Origin of the sequence: Kosmotoga pacifica, from assembly GCF_001027025.1 — a bacterium.
In the GTDB taxonomy this organism is placed as follows: domain Bacteria; phylum Thermotogota; class Thermotogae; order Petrotogales; family Kosmotogaceae; genus Kosmotoga_B; species Kosmotoga_B pacifica.
Genome location: NZ_CP011232.1, coordinates 1,915,498 through 1,932,398, shown reverse-complemented (window position 1 = coordinate 1,932,398; position 16,901 = coordinate 1,915,498). Strand labels below are relative to the sequence as shown.

The window sequence follows — 16,901 nt, the reverse complement described above, 5'->3', positions numbered from 1 at the left end:
TTTTGAATCATGTTAAAATCTTCGGGACAGCGAAGAAGGATGTGTATCATTTGGAGGATTTCAGGCAGAAGTTATTGAAAATAGCTGTCCCGATCACTATCCAGAATCTCATATCAGTAGGTCTTAATCTCGTTGATAACCTGATGATTGGCCAACTTGGGGCTACAGCCATCGCCTCAGTTGGACTTGTTAATCAGGTTATGTTTATACTTTTACTTGTTACTTTTGGTGCTTCCAGTGGGGCCGGCGTTTTTATCTCCCAATACTGGGGTGTCAGAGATACAAAAAGCATAGAGAAAACGATCACTCATATGCTTTTCGTCACCTTTGGAGCTGCCATTGTCTTTTTCACCATTTTATTCTTTTTTCCGCAACAGACCCTTTCACTGTTTTCAAAGGACATCTCTGTGATAAAGCTGGGAACTTCCTATTCAACGATAGTGGCTTTCACAGTATTCTTTACATCCTTCAGCTTTGTCATTGCTTTTGCTCTAAGGACTGTTGAGTGTGCGAAAATCCCCATGTACATCAGTTTGGTTGCACTGGGAATTAACACATTGGGTAATTACCTGCTAATCTTCGGTATTGGTCCCTTTCCGAAGCTTGGTGTCGTTGGCGCTGCAATTGCCACTCTGTTATCGAGGTCTATTGAGTTTCTTTTTTATGTTTTTATCGTTTACAGGAGGCGAACACCGGTTTGGCTTTCAATGCGGAGTTTTTTTAAGTTCGATCGGTTTTTCTTTGCCAAGATGATGAAGATCGCTTCGCCAGTCATAGCAAATGAATTTATGTGGAGTCTAGGGATGGCAGTGTACTCCCTTGTGTTCGCCAGGGTAGGCACTGCGGCGATTGCCACAAGAAATATTGTGAGCACCATAGACAGTTTTGGTTTCGTCTTTTTTGGAGGGATTGGTTCTGCTGCTGTGGTGATTGTGGGTTCAGAACTGGGGAGAAAAAGTTTCGAACGAGCTTTTAAAAGTGCCAAAAGATTGCTCAAAATCACACTGGTTATCTCAGTCCTCGCTGGTCTGGCAATCATCGTTCTATCGCGGATAATTATAAAGTTTTATAACATAGACGATCTCATAAGATCAACAGTCTTGACGTCTATCCTCATTATGGGCGCTGCGCTTCCCATAAAGATGTTGAATGCTGTAAATCTCGTGGGGATTTTAAGGAGTGGTGGTGATACACGTACAGTGTTCTATCTGGAAATCATCAGCCTCTGGGGGATTGGAGTTCCGCTGGTTATATTGAGTGGTCTGATTCTTAAATGGAGTGTCCCTGTGATTTATCTTATGATGCTTCCGGAGGAACTTTTCAAAATGTTGATCGGTGGTTTGAGATTTCGTTCGAGAAAATGGATGAAAAATGTTATAGAGTGATATAGAACAAGCAGCTTTGGTTTGTTATGATATATATGATGACCAAAAGAATGGAGGAAGTTTATGAAGTTCAATACTTTATTGATCATTATCGTTGTGGTTATGGTCGCTATAACGGCAGTGAACATGTTTATGAGCCTATCAAACAAGTTGAAGATTGAAACTATCGCGTATAGCAGCAATTATAGTTATGACACCGAGGGCAGGGTAAAAATGGACAGCGTCATGGAGATAAAGTTCCTGAAACCTCAGCAAATCGATGGATTTCTTGAGCAGTTCAACAAATCTCCGGCTGAAAAACTTTCAGAGTTTCAGAAATCCCTCGAGGACTTTTCGAGTAAACTTGGGCGCATGTTAACCGTTGAAGACTTCCAGTCAACTGCCACAGTTATTTCATATAACGTGGTTAAAGTTGAGGAAGTTGCGGTAGTCAGAGGATTTGCCAGCGTTAACAATGGACGGGTGAACACATCTCTCGGTGATGTAGAACTTGATCTTTCCGGTGATTCCGTTCTTACCATCGCGTTACCTGTCGGGGCAAAGGTTATCAGTATAGATCCTCAGCCCACGAGCCGCCCTGCTGATAATCTCCTCATCTGGAGCAATGCCGGTAGGATCAAATTCCCCGAGGTGGTGTTTGTTGTCGAAGAGTGAAATAGAAGAATATGCCGATAAATTTCTGAATATACTCGACACCTTTCGCCCCGCTGTCGTCCTCACCGGGGCTGGTGTATCCACCGCGAGCGGCATTCCGGATTTCAGAGGTCCGGATGGTCTTTACAATAGAATCTCACCGAAAATATTTGAACTCGAGTTCTTCCTGAAGAATCCTGATGTATACTACTCACTAGCAATGAGAAAAATACATGACCTCAGAGATGTTGAGCCCAACACGACACATGAATTATTGAGACTTCTCGAAGAGCAGGGGTTTGTCAATGCAATAATTACCCAGAACATCGATGGGTTACATCAGAAAGCAGGTTCAATGCGGGTTATTGAGCTTCATGGAAATGCCAATGAGTTCTATTGTATGAATTGCAGGAAGTATTATTCCATAGCGGTGGTCATTGATAAAGTCTCCAAAGATTCTATCCCTCATTGTTCTTGTGGCGGATTGATAAGACCAGATATCGTCTTTTTTGGGGAATCCCTCCCAGAAAGTGCTGTGATGCACGCACAAGAAGCGAGTGTGAACTGCAACCTCTTTGTGGTAATGGGATCTTCCCTTGTTGTTTTCCCTGCTGCCGGCTTTCCACGTGTGGCAGTAGAAAACGGTGCGTATCTTCTAATAATCAACCGCGGAGAGACCGGTCTAGACTATTTAGCCGATATGAAGTTCAACTGTGATCTTGAGTCATTTTCTAAAGTGGTCATCGAGAAACTAGGGCAACCGGGGTGAGTATTGCGTATCTCCTGAATCCGTACATATCTCTTTCTATGCAGAGATGATAATCCTTTCTGTGCTGTTTCACTAGTTCTTCAAGAGATTCCGCGGTGTAATCCGCTATCTCGAGATAAACCTTTTTCCCAGAAGGTAGCTGCTTTAAAAATTCTCTATAAAAATCCATTCCGTCGCTCCCACCATCAAGTGCAACCAATGGTTCGTATTTTCTTACCTGTATTTCCAGATTTGAAATGAGGTTACTCTTTATGTATGGAGGATTTGATATTATGACCTCAATTTTATCCAGCATAGCTTGAATTGGCAACAGGTATTCCCCCCACAAAAATCTCACATTTTTGATACCATTTATGCGCGCGTTCTCGATGGCAAGCTCGAGAGCTTCTTTTGATACGTCTGTCGCATACACTATAGAATCAGGAACTGTTTTTGCTATAACAAGGGCGATTGCGCCGCTTCCTGTACCTATATCTGCGAAAAAGCAGCACTTTTTATGGCAATCCTTTATCACTTTCTCGACAAGTTCTTCAGTTTCGGGTCTTGGAATGAGAACTCTTCTGTCAACCTTTAGATAGATGTTCAAAAATTTCTTCCAGCCGATTACATAATCCAGCGGTTCGCCGGCAAGTAGTCTCTCAACCGCGCTGGCGAGTTTCTCACTTTCTGTCGGGCTAATATAAATTTCCTCGTTGAGAAGAATCTTGTTTTCGGGGATTTCGAGAAGATCGCGAAAGAGATGAAACAAAAGAGAACGGGGAGACTCTATCCCCGCTTCTCTAAATTTCTTTTCAAGTTCTTTAAAGAGTTCCAGAGGTTTCATATGCCCAATATCTTTCTTACTTCCTCTGACGCTTTTTCCGGTGTCCATGGGGGATCAAAAGTCAGTTCCACATCGACATTGTTGACACCTTCAACATCCTGAACTTTGGAACGAGCGTCTTCTAAAATGAAACCCGCAAGTGGACACAATGGCGTAGTCATTGTCATTGTGACTTTGACATTGTTTTCATCATCAACTTCGATATCGTACACCAGACCAAGACTTACTACATCAAAACCCACTTCGAGATCATATACCTGTTTCAAAGCTTCCATTATCTGCTCTTTGCTAATTGCCATGCTCTCTCCTCCATTACTTGAACTCATCGGAAATCTCGATGGTGGAAGCCTCATAAAACACTTTGAAATCTTCTTCCAGCCATTCGTTCCAGAGTTCTTTTTTCATTCCTTCCAGGAGCTTTTCTTTTATATCCTCTTTGACGGCTTTCAACGGCTTTATAGCTGTACCTTCTTCATTGTGGTCAACCAGATAGATTATAAGGTATTTTCCATCATTTGTTTTTTCTATCGAATTAAGGAGCCCAGGCTTGAAGTTATCAAAGAGTTTTTCAACAAGCTCAGGATTAATGGCCTGTATATCAGTTCTTGCATACTTGACAGGCTTTGAACTGAATTCCAAAACGGGATCTGAGGCGTTCTTGGCTTTTTGTAAGAATGAATAGGCTTTTGTAAAAGTGTCGAATTCTTCAAAATAAAGCTCTACGAATTCACCCTTTATTTTAAATTCATCTGGATTTAGATTATAATATTGTTCGATCATTTCATCAGTCACAGCACTCGAAGCATCACCCGTTACCGCACTAAACAGTGCATTAAAAGCGTTCTTGAAGATTATATCTTCGACAACCTGCAATTCATAGGATTTCAATCCTTCGGGATATCCCTTCAACATGTAATAAGCATCAGCTTCTTGAAGGGAGACACCACTTTCTTGCAGACTGTTCAAAACATATTCGTGTACCTGAAGAAAGATTTCTTCTCTGTTGATTTCCATGCCATGAAGTATCGCATATTGCACGATGAGCCTTTTCCTGATCAAATCCTCAAGAACCTTTTGTTCATATACCTTTAGTAATTCTTCACCTGCTGATGTGTTGAGAAGCACATCCGAAAACAACGGGTCAACATCAGAAATCTTCTGTGATATTTCCAGATAACGGGGCATCACTATTGTATTGAATAGCATTAAGGAAATTGGCTCTCCGTTTACCGTTGCAACAGGAGTCGTTGTAGTGGCAGCCATTTCAATAGGAAGTTCGGTGTCTGATACATCGGCGAAACCAGGTATTACCAATAAAATTACAGTTATGACGAGGAACAGTGCCTTTTTCATTCATCGCCCTCCTTTACTTTATTCCAGTAAGTATCAAGCTCTTCGAGGGAAAGCTTTTCAATTTTAAGACCTTCTTCTTTTATGAGACTCTCAACAGCCCTAAAACGGTTCACGAATTTTTCCGTTGATCGTCTCAGTGAAATCTCCGGGTCCACTGATATGAATCTCGACAGATTTACCAGAGAAAAGAGGAGGTCACCGAATTCTTCGTCTATCTTCCTCTGGTCCCCGGTCTTTATCGCTTCTTCTAGCTCTTTGAACTCTTCTTTGACCTTCTCATAAACCCCAGAGTTATCCTTCCAATCAAATCCCACTTCTGATGCATTTTCCTGAACTCTACGGGCAAGGCTGAGGGCTGGAAGAGCTCTGTTTATCTCACCAATTACGGACTTCATTTTTTTCCCTTTTTCCGATGCTTTTATCTCTTCCCATTGTCTATACGAATATCCTTCCGATTCACCAAAAACGTGCGGATGTCTCCGTACCAGCTTGTTTGTAAGCTTCTTTATGATATCTGAAATATCAAAAGCGTCTCGCTCCGCTGCTATCTGTGCGTGAAAAACCACTTGCAATAGTAGATCTCCGAGTTCTTCTTTTAACTCCTCATCATCTCCTTTGTCTATGGCATGTAGCACTTCATACGCCTCTTCTATCAAATATGGTTTTAATGACGCATGAGTCTGCTTCCTATCCCATTCGCATCCATCGTCACTTCTCAGAATATGCATGATCTCAACGAGTTTCTCAAATGCCTTACCTGCGTTCATCGAAAAACCTCCTATTTACAGTATTCCGGCTCTGAAAAGTCTCCTTTCGCTCACATTTTTTTCGAGCAGCCATGAACGCGCCACGTCGTGTGTTAAAACTTCCTTTACAGGTTTAAATGTCAAGCGATGCCAGAGAGAGGGGCCATACTGTTTTAATGCCTTGATATGTTCCTTCGTCCCATAACCTTTGTGGACTTCAAAACCGTACTGAGGAAAGAGATGATGTAGTTTCTCCATTATTCTGTCCCTCGTGACTTTTGCTACTATCGAAGCCGCGGCGATCGAGGCACTCTTCTTGTCTCCAGAGACCACACATGTTCCCTTCACGTTTACCTTCAAGCTTCTGCCATCTATGATGACGAAGTCCGGTCGAACCGCGAGGTTTTCGACTGCTCTGATCATAGCAAGTCTCGTTGCCTTTAAAATGTTGTACAGATCTATTTCTTCTGCTGAGGCTATCCCTACTCCAACAGTAGCAGTCGCTATAATTTCATCGTAAAGTTCCTTCCTTGTTTGTCTATTGAGGTTTTTTGAATCGTACAAACCTGGGATAGGTTTGTCCAGGATGACTGCGGCCGCAACTACAGGCCCGGCAAGAGGTCCACGACCCGCTTCGTCTATCCCGGCGACAATTCCATGCTCCCTTTTGTAACTTTCGTCAAATGCAATCAATTCATCGATCAATTCAGAATACCTCATAAAAAAATTATACCCTAGCTAACTTGTCTATTCCACGCATGATATATATAAATCATTCGTATTAATCTTAATTTCAAAACAATTAAGGCTACTTGGCTATGGTAGTTTCATTAATATCTGATTTACCGTGAATATACTGGATAAAAAGCAATTGACAATCTCCAGTTAACATTCTCATTTTAAAATAAGTTTGAGAAGGATAACCCCCTATCCCCCTTGAAATAGACCCCCCACATTAACCGGATCTTATGATCCGGATTTTTTTTGGATATAAATAAAAAGGGAGCCTCTAAGGGCTCCCTTTTTATATCACAATCAGGCGGGATGTTCTTCTGTTCCTTCGATCTCAAACTCGGATATGGGAGTCTCTTCTACCTGAATGTTGGCATACATATCGAGGCCTGTACCCGCCGGTATCAACTGACCAACAATAACGTTTTCTTTTAGACCAAAGAGTTTGTCTACCTTCCCCTCCACAGATGATTCAGTCAACACCTGAGGAGTTTGCTGGAAAGAAGCTGCCGAAAGCCATCCTTCACTTTCAAGAGAAGCCTTGGTAATTCTCAAAAGTCTTCTCTTGAACTTGAGAGGTTCTTTCATCTTTATCTGGACTTCCCTTTCAGGTATGATTATGTCAGGGTTGACTTCCTCGAGGAGTTTCTGATATTCTTCTTCCTCAACATCATAGATGATCACGTCTGATACGCCTTTTTCTATAAGGGTGTTCAACAGCTCTTCAGTTATCATTTCGTTTTCTGAGGCAAGTTTGACTAGTTTTCCATCATCATCTTCAACTAGGATTCTCCTCGCTAGCCTCTTTCCAAGTACGTATTCTCTGTTTTCATCGACCTTCTTGTTGGCTTCGTAAATCTTTTTGTTGATCTCCCTTACTTTCTGGATGCTCAGCAGGTCTCCAGGCAAATGATCGGTATCACCGGGGTCTGTAACCTCTACCATGGACAGCATCTGCCTGATTATGAGCTCGAAGTGCTTGTCATGGATCTCAACACCCTGCTCAGCGTAAACTTGTTTGATTTCCCTAAGCAGATAGAAGGCAGTTGGAATCACACCAAGTTTTTCCATGAGCTTTCTTGGTCTGATAGTACCTGTTGTCAATGCCTCACCTTTAAGAACTTTATCTCCTATACTGACTTTGGGCTTCACAACACTTGAAAGATCGTATTCTTTTATCTTTCCATCCTCAGTTTCTATGAATACTTTTCTTCGTCCCTTTTCATCAATAGATATGTCCTTAACAAAACCTTCAACCTCACTGAAGATGGCCTCGGGGTCCTTGAGCTTCTTCCTGGCTTCGAATAGTTCTTCTGCCCTGGGTAGACCCCTGGTAATGTCTGCGCCTGTTGCAATACCACCTGTATGGAAAGTTCTCATAGTGAGCTGTGTACCGGGCTCTCCGATGGACTGTGCCGCGACAATCCCAACAGCCTCTCCAACATTCACAATATCGTGGTTAGAAAGATCCATTCCATAGCAGGCGGCACATACACCCTGTTCAGCCTCACAGGTGAGGACAGAACGAACTATAATGGCGGGCCTGACTTCAAGTTCGGTGTAACCTGCTTCATACATTTTTTTAGCAGTAACTACATTTATCTTTTCCTGATATCTGACGAGCTGGACACCATCTTTGTCTTTGAATACTGGCCCCACATAGACCTTGCCCACTGCAGGATAGGAATGTACTTCTATTTCCTTCAATCCCGCATTCTTAAGCTTGTGGAGTAACTCTCCAGTGACTTCCGTTCCGGCTTTCAGGAGTTCTCCTTCCAACTCGACATTCGAAGCAAGTTCTGTGTAATGAGATGGTTTTGCAACCTTTAATAGTTTTAACTTTTCTTTGCGTATAACGGGGATGGTTGCTTTGAAGCTCGAGATGAACTTTGCATCATCATCCCTTATCATCGTGTTTCGAGTGTATTCTTTCCCAGTTTCTGGATGCTTTAGCACATTTCCTGTTCGTGGATCAATTATATCCACCGCGAGGACTCTTCCGAAGAGGAACTCTTCCAACTTTTCAATTGTCACGTCATCAGACATCAATTCAATGGCTTCAAGACCTTGTTCCGTTCCACAGTCGGGTGTTGTTACTGTAACTGACTGTGCCACATCGACGAGTCTCCTGGTCAGGTAACCAGCGAAGGACGTCCTCAGCGCTGTATCAGCAGAACCCTTTCTCGCACCATGAGTTGATGTGAAGAACTCGAGTTCCGTGAGCCCATCCCTAAAGTTCGAAATTATTGGGACTTCGATGGTCTTACCTGACGGGTCAGCCATAAGACCTCTCATACCGGCGAGCTGCTTCAACTGGTCGACATTACCTCGCGCACCGGAATCGACCATCATGAATACCGGGTTGAACGGATATTTTCTGAATTCTTTGACCGTCTCGTTCATGAGCTCTTCAGTCGCCTTTTCCCATATCTTTATGATCTCTCTTGATCTGTTTTCGGCGTTCAAAAAGCCTTTGCGATACATTTCTTCAATCTGGGCAACCTTTTCTTCAGCACGTGCTATTACTTCTTTTTTCTTCGGGGACGTGATGATGTCTCTTATCGAAATCGTAAGACCACTAATGGTGGCATAGTGGAACCCGAGCCTCATCATATCATCAAGCAGATCGGCAGTTCTATCAATTCCGTGCTTCTGGAAACAGTCGTATATTAACTTCTTTATCTGCTTTTTACTGAACTTTATCGTATAATCCCTGAGGTCTTCAGGAACGATAGCATTGAATATTATCCTTCCCACGGTTGTGAGAGTCAGGTCACCGCTGGTTTCTTTGAACTGAACAAGTATGGGTTCATGGAGCTTGAGTTTTCCAGCGTCATAGGCCATAAGGGCTTCTGTGACTGAACCAAATTTCCAGTTAATCTTTTCCAGTGCCTTTTCCCTGACTCTACGTCTGACTTCCACATCACTGAGGCCTTCCCTTTTGAGTTTGTCGTAATATCCCAGGAGCTCTTTCTCAAAAATTTCGTAGTCGTGATTGACGGTGGTCAGGTAGTATACTCCAACGATTATGTCCTTTCCAGGCATCGAAACAGGTTTACCGTGAGCAGGTGATATAACGTTGTATCGACTAAGCATAAGGAATTTCGCCTCAGCCTGCGCAGCCGCTGACAGAGGCACATGTACCGCCATCTGGTCACCATCAAAGTCCGCGTTAAACGGTGCACAGACGAGTGGATGCAACTTAATAGCATTACCTTCCACCAGTCTCGGTATGAATGCCTGAATGGAAATTCTGTGAAGTGTCGGAGCCCTATTCAGAAGCACCGGATGTCCCTTAATAACTTCTTCAAGCACTTCCCAGGCTTCTGGCATTTCTTTCTCTATTATCATCTTCTTATACTTTCTCGCAGTCTTGCTGGATTCAGTACCCAGAAGTCTTCCAAGTACAAAGGGCTTGAAGAGTTCCATGGCCATTCGTTTTGGAATACCACATTCGTGTATCTTCAATTCTGGTCCGACAACGATGACCGCACGGCCAGAGTAGTCCACACGTTTACCTAGGAGATTTCTTCTAAATCTACCTTTCTTACCTTTGACAAGGTCTGTCAACGATTTTAAAGGTCGTCCGGACCTGTCGGTAACGGCCTTTCCAACTCTGCCGTTGTATATGAGAGAGTCCACAGCTTCCTGAAGCATGCGCTTTTCGTTCCTGATGATGATGTCTGGAGCGCCGATTGATAGAAGTTTAGCTAATCTGTTATTTCTGTTTATGACTCTCCTATAAAGGTCGTTGAGGTCCGTTGTCGCAAAGCGACCACCCTCTATCTGTATCATTGGTCTCAAGTCGGGCGGTATTACAGGAATGGCTTCCATGACTATCCATTCTGGTTTATTACCGGATTTCAGGAAGTCCTTTATGAATTTCAGCCTTCTCAAAAGTTTTAACGCCCGGGCACTGCTCTTCGGTATGGTTTTGAGTTCATGCTCGATCTGTACCTTGAGTTCTTCAAGATCAAGGTTCTGCAGTAATTTTTTTACTGCTGTAGCGCCATAATCACACTGTATTTTCCCCGGGTATAGTTCTCTGTACGCTTCATATTCATTTTCAATTATGATGTCTCCGATCTGATGACCGGTTTCCTTGGCAACTTCTTCGTCGATTTCGGTAACAATGACTATAGGTCTGTCATTCTCCGTATCCGATTCCACTTCGAATTTGTCGGGATAATATTCGTTAAAGATTTCATATTCGGAAAGGGAAAGCACTTCATCTTCGAAGAGGAATCTATCTGCAATGGTGTCGCCTTTTCTTACCTCTTCTCCATCCTGCACATATATGAGTGCTCCTTCAAAAATGGGATACTTTTTCTGTATACCATTTGCGCCCTCAATGATGATCCAGTTCAATTCCCTTTCCGTGCTGCTCATGGTGCTCTCTATTTTGACTTTTCCGTCGATGTCCGAAATCACCGGACCTTTGGGATTCTTGACTTTAAAACCTTGTTCGACTTCAAAATCAAGCTTTTTAGAATATATGTCATATTCAGTCTGATAGAGTGTCATTCCAGCGAAAAAGTCCGTATTTTTCGGATTGGTTATCACGTAGAGTTTTTCGATGACTCTCTTTGAACCGTAGTAGATTATGTTTTCAAGGTCTTTAGACTGAATATTCAAAAGAGAAGCAAGAATACTCGGGGCACTCTTTAGATACCAGACATGAACTACCGGGGCAGCCAGTTCGATGTGTCCCATTCTGCGTCTTCTGGCTTCTTTTGATTCCACCCGGACGCCACAGCGTTCACAGACAGTGCCCTCATATTTCTTACCTTTGTACTTTCCACAGGCACACTCATAGTCTTTTGTGGGACCAAAAATCCTTTCACAGAACAGTCCATCTCTTTCCGGCTTGAACGTACGGTAATTTATCGTTTCGGGTTTTTTGACTTCACCGCTGGACCATTGTCTTATTCTCTCCGGAGAAGCGATCCTGATCTGAACAGAATTGATCTTCCTTCTAAACGTACTTACAGCCATCTTCTTCCCTCCCTGAGGGATTCATTCCCTGTTTTTCATAATTTATCCACGTCGACCTCGTTACCGTCCTGATCGTAAGCGCGAACGTCCATTGCAAGGCCCTGGAGCTCTTTAATGAGAACCTTGAAACTTTCCGGTAGTCCGGGTTCAGGTATTGTATGACCTTTCAGAATGGCCTTGTAAACCTCGTTTCTTCCTTTGATATCGTCGGATTTTATAGTCAGCATCTCATTCAGTGTGTGAGCAGCACCATGGGCTTCCAATGCCCAGACTTCCATTTCACCAAATCTCTGACCACCGAAATGGGCTTTTCCGCCGAGTGGCTGCTGGTGTATGAGAGAGTAAGGACCAGTTGAACGGGCGTGAATTTTGTCTTTAGCTATGTGAACGAGTTTGAGCATATACATCACACCTACGACGATCGGTGAATCGAAAGGTTCTCCCGTTCTTCCGTCTCTGAGAATTACCTTTCCATTCATTTCTTTTTCAGAATCACCGGCATCAAGGTTCTTCTCTTTTCTCGCTCGATAAAGCTCTTCCATTATTTCATACTCCTTAGCCCCATCGAAAATGGGTGTTGCGAAGTATCTATTGGTGAGTTTGCCGAGCCAGCCGAGATGCGTTTCAAGGACCTGACCAACATTCATACGAGAAGGAACGCCCAGAGGCGAAAGAACGATCTGGATCGGCGTGCCATCAGGCAGGAATGGCATGTCTTCTTTGGGAATGATGTTGGAAACAACACCTTTGTTTCCATGACGACCAGCGAGCTTGTCACCAACATCGAGGGGCTTCCTGCATGCAACGTAAACTTTGACGAGTTTGTTTATACCCGAGCCAAGTTCAGAGATATCCTCTTTATCGAAGACCTTCACATCGATAACCCTTCCTTCCACACCATGCGGAACTTTTAGAGAAGTATCTTTAACGTCTCTACCTCTGTCTCCGAATACAGAGCGGATGATCTTTTCTTCAGGTGTGGTATCGGATTCCCCTTTGGGCGTAACCTTTCCAACAAGGATATCTCCGGAACTCACGTAAGCACCAACTCTGACTATTCCGTTCTCGTCCAGATTTCTGAGGAGTTCTTTAGAGACGTTTGGGATATCGGCCGTTATCTCTTCTGGTCCCAACTGGGTATCACGTGCTACGGTTTCGTACATCTCAATGTGAAGTGTGGTAAAGGTCTCTTCCTCCAGCAATTCCTGGCTCACGAGGATAGCGTCTTCGAAATTATATCCTTCCCAAGGCATGAATGCGACTAGCACATTCTTACCCAGCGCAAGTTCACCCATATCCGTTGAAGGACCATCAGCTATGGGGTCACCTTTTTCAATGACTTCACCTTTCGAGACGATGGGTCTTTGATTTATTGTTGTATCCTGATTGGTTCTGATAAATTTTTGAAGCAAATACTCATCGTAAACAGGTTTCCCATCAGAACCAAGAACAGGTTTGTCGTTTTCATCAAGGCGTTTAATAACGATTTTTCTGGCATCGACTTTTTCTACGATACCTCTGTATTTTGCCAATACAACGTACCCTGAATCTCTTGCGGCTACGGCTTCAACACCTGTACCGACTATTGGAGCTTCGGGTTTTATTACAGGAACCGCCTGACGCTGCATGTTTGATCCCATGAGGGCACGGTTGGCGTCGTCGTGTTCAAGGAACGGTATGAGGGAAGTCGAGACACTGACGATCTGTTTTGGAGAAATGGCCATGAGTTCAACTTCGTCTCTGCTGACGAATTTAACCTCGCCCGCGTGTCTGACTTCGACAGTTTCAGCGACGATTCTCTTTTCCTCGTCAACATCTATTGTAGATTGGGCGATTCTGTAATTTTCTTCTTCATCGGCGCCCAGAAATACTATTTCATCCGTAAGTTTTCCTTTAACCACTTTTCTGTAAGGCGTTAGAAGGAATCCGTATTTATCCAACGTTGCATACGTTGAAAGGGATGTCATGAGACCAATGTTAGCACCTTCGGGTGTTTCTATAGGACACATTCTTCCGTAATGTGAATGATGCACGTCTCTGACCTCGAACCTTGCATGTTCTCTCTTTAGACCACCTGGACCAATGGCCGAAAGCCTTCTTTTGTGTGTTAATTCTGCCAGTGGATTAACTTGATCCATGAACTGCGAAAGCTGGCTGGTCGCAAAAAATTGATGAAGAGTGGTCATGAGTGTCCTGACGTTAACGAGACCCTGTACTGACAATTTTTCGAGAGAATTGTACAGTGTAAGTCTCTCTTCCAGCAGTTTGTGTATTCTTATAAATGCCTTTTCGAACTCTGTCTGCATGAGTTCACCAACAGTTCTAACTCTCTTATTTCCAAGGTGGTCCTTGGTGTCCAGCATTTCCGGATGTGATTGGATTTCAGTCAGGTGCCTCGCTGCAAGAACGATATCCATTGGTACGAGAGCAAGGGACTTTTCATCGTATTTAATATCTTCAGGAACATCATCTCTTCCCTCAACTTCGATGAGGTAATCCCTGTACACCCTTTTTAGTCTGTGATTTAACTTATATCTTCCCACGTCTGAAAAGTCAAATCTGTCCGGTTCAAAGTACAGTCCATGCAGGTAATTTTTCGCCGCATTTATTCTGGGGATTTCACCGGGTCTCAACTTTCTGAATATGGCGAGATAGGCCTCGTCTTGATTGAGATCCTCACCGTAGGTCTTGTGGAGAGATTCCAGAGTTTTCATAGCTACTGGCATGGGAAGTTTAACGGTTTTCACGTCTGATTCCAGAATCTCTTTCGCCAGAGCTTCGGTGAGAACCGCTCCCTTTTCGGCGATTACGCTTCCTTTCGATGAAACCTCTTCGAGAAGTCTGCTGCCTACATGTTCAAACAAACTAATCTCGTCTTTCGCATCAACTTCATGAATGAAAAGTCTCAAAATATCAAGATCGTCTACATATCCAAGGGCTTTCAAGAGCAAGAATAGGTTCATTTTCCTTCTTCGATCAATTCTGGCCTGGAGGATGTTTTTATTGGGGTTCAAAAGTATTTCCAGCCAGGCCCCTTTGACAGGCAAAAAGTGAGCCACAAGAATAGGCATTGCACCACTTGATGATTTCGTTGGCTCATCAACGAAATATACACCAGGTGATCTGACAAGTTGGTTTACTATAACTCTCTCCGCCCCATTGATGACAAAGGACGCGCTGTCCGTCATATAAGGGAGGTAGCCAAAAAACGCTTCCTCTTCTTTTATCTCACCACTAGCGAGATCGGTTATTCTGACGGTAACGTAAAGGGGAACGGAGTAAGTCAATCCCTTGTCCTTGCATTCCTGAATAGTGTGCTTTGGCTTACCCACTCTGGTGGAAACAAAATCTAGTGTGAAGCCCTTTTCACCTTTGCGAATGTCACTACGTTGAATCTGGGATTTGATAGGAGAATACTTCTTGAGTACTGAAAGGAGTCCTTCATCAATAAACCATTGGAAAGAACGGGTTTGAATCTCGATCAGGTTTGGAATTTCAAGGGGCTCAACAACTTTCCCAAAGACCCAGCGCTCACGCTTCGCGAAACTTGCCTTCCTCATCTAATCACCTCTCGTCAACTTGAGCACACCAAACCCACATCAGGAAGTTCCCTGATGTGGGTGCTATTAATTATAGACCGATTTTGTAAAGCAGAGGTTACCTGATTACTTCAACTCAACTTCAGCGCCAGCTTCTTCGAGCTGTTTCTTGATGTTTTCGGCTTCTTCCTTGGAAACGCCTTCCTTGATCACTGCATCAGGTGTGCCGGCCTTTTCAACGAGTTCTTTGGCTTCTTTAAGACCGAGGCCAGTGATCTGCCTTACGACTTTAATCACGCCGACTTTCTTCTCACCAAAGGACTTAAGAACAACATTGAACTCAGTCTTTTCTTCTTCCTGAGCAGCAGGTCCAGCTGCAGCACCAGGGACAGCAGCGACAGCAACAGGGGCGGAAGCGCTAACACCGAATTCTTCCTCAAGAGCCTTCACCAGTTCAGCAAGCTCAGCAACTGTCATTTCCTTAATAGCCTGAATGAGTTCCTCTTTTGTCATTTTACCACACCTCCAGTTTATTCTGATTTTTTGTCCTTAATAGCATTGAGAGCGTAAAGGAATTTCGTTATTACGCCGTTAAGCGCATAAGCAAGTCCACTGATGGGGGCGGCAATACCACCAACGACCATCGCAATGAGCTGTTCTTTGGAAGGCAGTCGTGCGATATCGGCGACTCTGCTTTCGTCGAAATATTTGCCCTCCAGATAGAAGCCCCTGAGAGCGGGAAGCTTATTCCCCTTGGCGAAGTCATAAATGATCTTCACTGCTTCGACAGGGTCATCTTCGTAGACCATGAGAACAGCGGTGGTTTCGTGTACGTCATTGGCCCATTCTTCCTCGTTATACCCGGCCTTTCTCAGCGCAAGGCGTAGGAGAGTGTTTTTCACTACCTGGTATCTTGCTCTGTCTTCATACCTCTCAAAGAGCTTGCCCCTGAGTTCTGAGATCTGAGCAACGTTAAGTCCTTTGTAGTCTGTAAAAAGAATCAAAGATGATTTTTCAAGTCTTTCTGCAAGCTCCAGGACAAATTGCTCCTTCTTTGCTCTTGTAAACATTTGCCGGGTGCACCTCCTTTCAAAAAAAGCGGCCCGTGAGGCCGCAGAGATTGTTGTTATCCGTACTCTTCTGCGTACCTCGGCAGGTGGCTTACGCCTTTAAAAACCTGCTGTCTTCGGTACATGCATATTCAGTTGTTCACTTTTTACTAATCCAGAATCTTACCGTGATCAAGTTTTATGCCAGGTCCCATAGTTGTAGTGACGGCAACTTTCAAGATGAACCTACCTTTGGCTGTCGCAGGCTTCATCCTGGAAATTTGCTCTAGTGCGGAAACTATGTTCTCCTTGAGTGCTTCCTTTTCAAAGGATTTCTTACCAACGGGCAGATGCAGGTTGCCTGTTTTATCGTTCTTTATCTCAACTCTACCTGCTTTGAACGCTTTTACAGCTTCTTCTACATCATTCGTGACAGTTCCAGATTTTGGTGAAGGCATGAGTCCACGGGGACCGAGAATTCGACCGAGTCTTCCGATTTCTCTCATCATATCAGGAGTCGCGATTGCGACATCGAAGCCCGTCCAGCCGCCCTGAATTTGCTGAATGAGCTCATCGGAACCGACAAAGTCAGCTCCGGCATTCTTAGCCTCTTCAGCCTTTTCGCCTCTGGCAAAGACGAGAACCTTCACATCTTTACCTGTGCCATTGGGAAGGCTTATCGTACCCCTTATCTGCTGGTCGGATCTTGTTGGTTCAATCCCGGTCTTTATATGAAGCTCTACAGATTCATCGAATTTGGCTGAAGGGAACTGCTTGATAATCTCGAGAGCTTCATCGAGGACATATGTTCTATCCCTGTTAACGAGTTTTCTTGCTTCAAGATATCTTTTTGATCTTCTTGGCATTCAGATCCCTC

Annotated in this window: 13 protein-coding genes; 3 read left to right on the top strand and 10 right to left on the bottom strand. The window is 43.8% G+C overall.

Annotation, left to right across the window (positions count from 1 at the left end; genetic code table 11):
- Positions 1-2 precede the first annotated feature (2 nt).
- From IX53_RS09115 to IX53_RS09105, 3 genes are all read left to right on the top strand, one after another.
- Positions 3-1,385 carry an MATE family efflux transporter gene (locus IX53_RS09115; RefSeq protein WP_245612718.1) on the top strand — a complete coding sequence of 461 codons (1,383 nt, stop codon included), beginning with the start codon at positions 3-5 and terminating at the stop codon, positions 1,383-1,385.
- Between the two features lie 63 nt (positions 1,386-1,448).
- Entirely contained in the window at positions 1,449-2,039 is a 591-nt protein-coding gene (locus IX53_RS09110) for a DUF4897 domain-containing protein (RefSeq protein ID WP_047755089.1), read from the top strand.
- Positions 2,026-2,787 carry an NAD-dependent protein deacylase gene (locus tag IX53_RS09105; protein WP_245612717.1) on the top strand — a complete coding sequence of 254 codons (762 nt, stop codon included), beginning with the start codon at positions 2,026-2,028 and terminating at the stop codon, positions 2,785-2,787. Before IX53_RS09110 ends, IX53_RS09105 begins: the two co-directional genes overlap by 14 nt.
- Here the strand turns inward: IX53_RS09105 and prmC are convergent.
- The 10 genes from prmC to rplA all read right to left on the bottom strand — a co-directional run bounded on the left by prmC (position 2,759) and on the right by rplA (position 16,890).
- The gene (gene prmC, locus IX53_RS09100) at positions 2,759-3,610 is read right to left on the bottom strand and encodes a peptide chain release factor N(5)-glutamine methyltransferase (RefSeq protein ID WP_047755088.1); all 852 of its coding nucleotides are present in this window, start codon (positions 3,608-3,610) and stop codon (positions 2,759-2,761) included. The genes IX53_RS09105 and prmC overlap by 29 nt on opposite strands.
- Entirely contained in the window at positions 3,607-3,909 is a 303-nt protein-coding gene (locus tag IX53_RS09095; RefSeq protein WP_047755087.1) for a metal-sulfur cluster assembly factor, read from the bottom strand. The genes prmC and IX53_RS09095 overlap by 4 nt, the downstream gene beginning before the upstream one ends.
- 13 nt (positions 3,910-3,922) lie before the next feature.
- The gene (locus tag IX53_RS09090) at positions 3,923-4,963 is read right to left on the bottom strand and encodes a SurA N-terminal domain-containing protein (RefSeq protein ID WP_047755086.1); all 1,041 of its coding nucleotides are present in this window, start codon (positions 4,961-4,963) and stop codon (positions 3,923-3,925) included.
- Complete coding sequence (gene mazG, locus IX53_RS09085) at positions 4,960-5,730, bottom strand: nucleoside triphosphate pyrophosphohydrolase (RefSeq protein ID WP_047755085.1); 771 nt, start codon at positions 5,728-5,730, stop codon at positions 4,960-4,962. The genes IX53_RS09090 and mazG overlap by 4 nt, the downstream gene beginning before the upstream one ends.
- Before the next feature lie 15 nt (positions 5,731-5,745).
- Positions 5,746-6,429: a ribonuclease HII gene (locus IX53_RS09080; protein ID WP_047755084.1), complete on the bottom strand. Its 684-nt coding sequence runs from the start codon at positions 6,427-6,429 to the stop codon at positions 5,746-5,748.
- Positions 6,430-6,744: 315 nt separating this feature from the next.
- Positions 6,745-11,436 (bottom strand): DNA-directed RNA polymerase subunit beta', encoded by a 4,692-nt coding sequence (locus IX53_RS09075; RefSeq protein ID WP_047755083.1) that lies wholly within the window; start codon positions 11,434-11,436, stop codon positions 6,745-6,747.
- 35 nt (positions 11,437-11,471) lie between these two features.
- Positions 11,472-14,996 (bottom strand): DNA-directed RNA polymerase subunit beta, encoded by a 3,525-nt coding sequence (gene rpoB, locus IX53_RS09070; protein ID WP_047755082.1) that lies wholly within the window; start codon positions 14,994-14,996, stop codon positions 11,472-11,474.
- 105 nt (positions 14,997-15,101) lie between these two features.
- Positions 15,102-15,488, bottom strand: a complete 387-nt coding sequence (gene rplL, locus IX53_RS09065; RefSeq protein WP_047755081.1) for a 50S ribosomal protein L7/L12 — start codon at positions 15,486-15,488, stop codon at positions 15,102-15,104.
- Between the two features lie 17 nt (positions 15,489-15,505).
- Entirely contained in the window at positions 15,506-16,045 is a 540-nt protein-coding gene (gene rplJ, locus IX53_RS09060; RefSeq protein ID WP_047755080.1) for a 50S ribosomal protein L10, read from the bottom strand.
- Positions 16,046-16,194: 149 nt separating this feature from the next.
- Positions 16,195-16,890 carry a 50S ribosomal protein L1 gene (gene rplA / locus IX53_RS09055; protein WP_047755079.1) on the bottom strand — a complete coding sequence of 232 codons (696 nt, stop codon included), beginning with the start codon at positions 16,888-16,890 and terminating at the stop codon, positions 16,195-16,197.
- Positions 16,891-16,901: the final 11 nt, after the last annotated feature.

What these genes read in the sequence shown, in the direction of transcription:
- IX53_RS09110 (WP_047755089.1), top strand. Translation starts at nt 1,449, where the DNA reads ATGAAGTTCAATACTTTATTGATCATTATCGTTGTGGTTATGGTCGCT.
- prmC (WP_047755088.1), bottom strand. Translation starts at nt 3,610, where the DNA reads ATGAAACCTCTGGAACTCTTTAAAGAACTTGAAAAGAAATTTAGAGAA.
- IX53_RS09095 (WP_047755087.1), bottom strand. Translation starts at nt 3,909, where the DNA reads ATGGCAATTAGCAAAGAGCAGATAATGGAAGCTTTGAAACAGGTATAT.
- IX53_RS09090 (WP_047755086.1), bottom strand. Translation starts at nt 4,963, where the DNA reads ATGAAAAAGGCACTGTTCCTCGTCATAACTGTAATTTTATTGGTAATA.
- mazG (WP_047755085.1), bottom strand. Translation starts at nt 5,730, where the DNA reads ATGAACGCAGGTAAGGCATTTGAGAAACTCGTTGAGATCATGCATATT.
- IX53_RS09080 (WP_047755084.1), bottom strand. Translation starts at nt 6,429, where the DNA reads ATGAGGTATTCTGAATTGATCGATGAATTGATTGCATTTGACGAAAGT.
- IX53_RS09075 (WP_047755083.1), bottom strand. Translation starts at nt 11,436, where the DNA reads ATGGCTGTAAGTACGTTTAGAAGGAAGATCAATTCTGTTCAGATCAGG.
- rpoB (WP_047755082.1), bottom strand. Translation starts at nt 14,996, where the DNA reads ATGAGGAAGGCAAGTTTCGCGAAGCGTGAGCGCTGGGTCTTTGGGAAA.
- rplL (WP_047755081.1), bottom strand. Translation starts at nt 15,488, where the DNA reads ATGACAAAAGAGGAACTCATTCAGGCTATTAAGGAAATGACAGTTGCT.
- rplJ (WP_047755080.1), bottom strand. Translation starts at nt 16,045, where the DNA reads ATGTTTACAAGAGCAAAGAAGGAGCAATTTGTCCTGGAGCTTGCAGAA.
- rplA (WP_047755079.1), bottom strand. Translation starts at nt 16,890, where the DNA reads ATGCCAAGAAGATCAAAAAGATATCTTGAAGCAAGAAAACTCGTTAAC.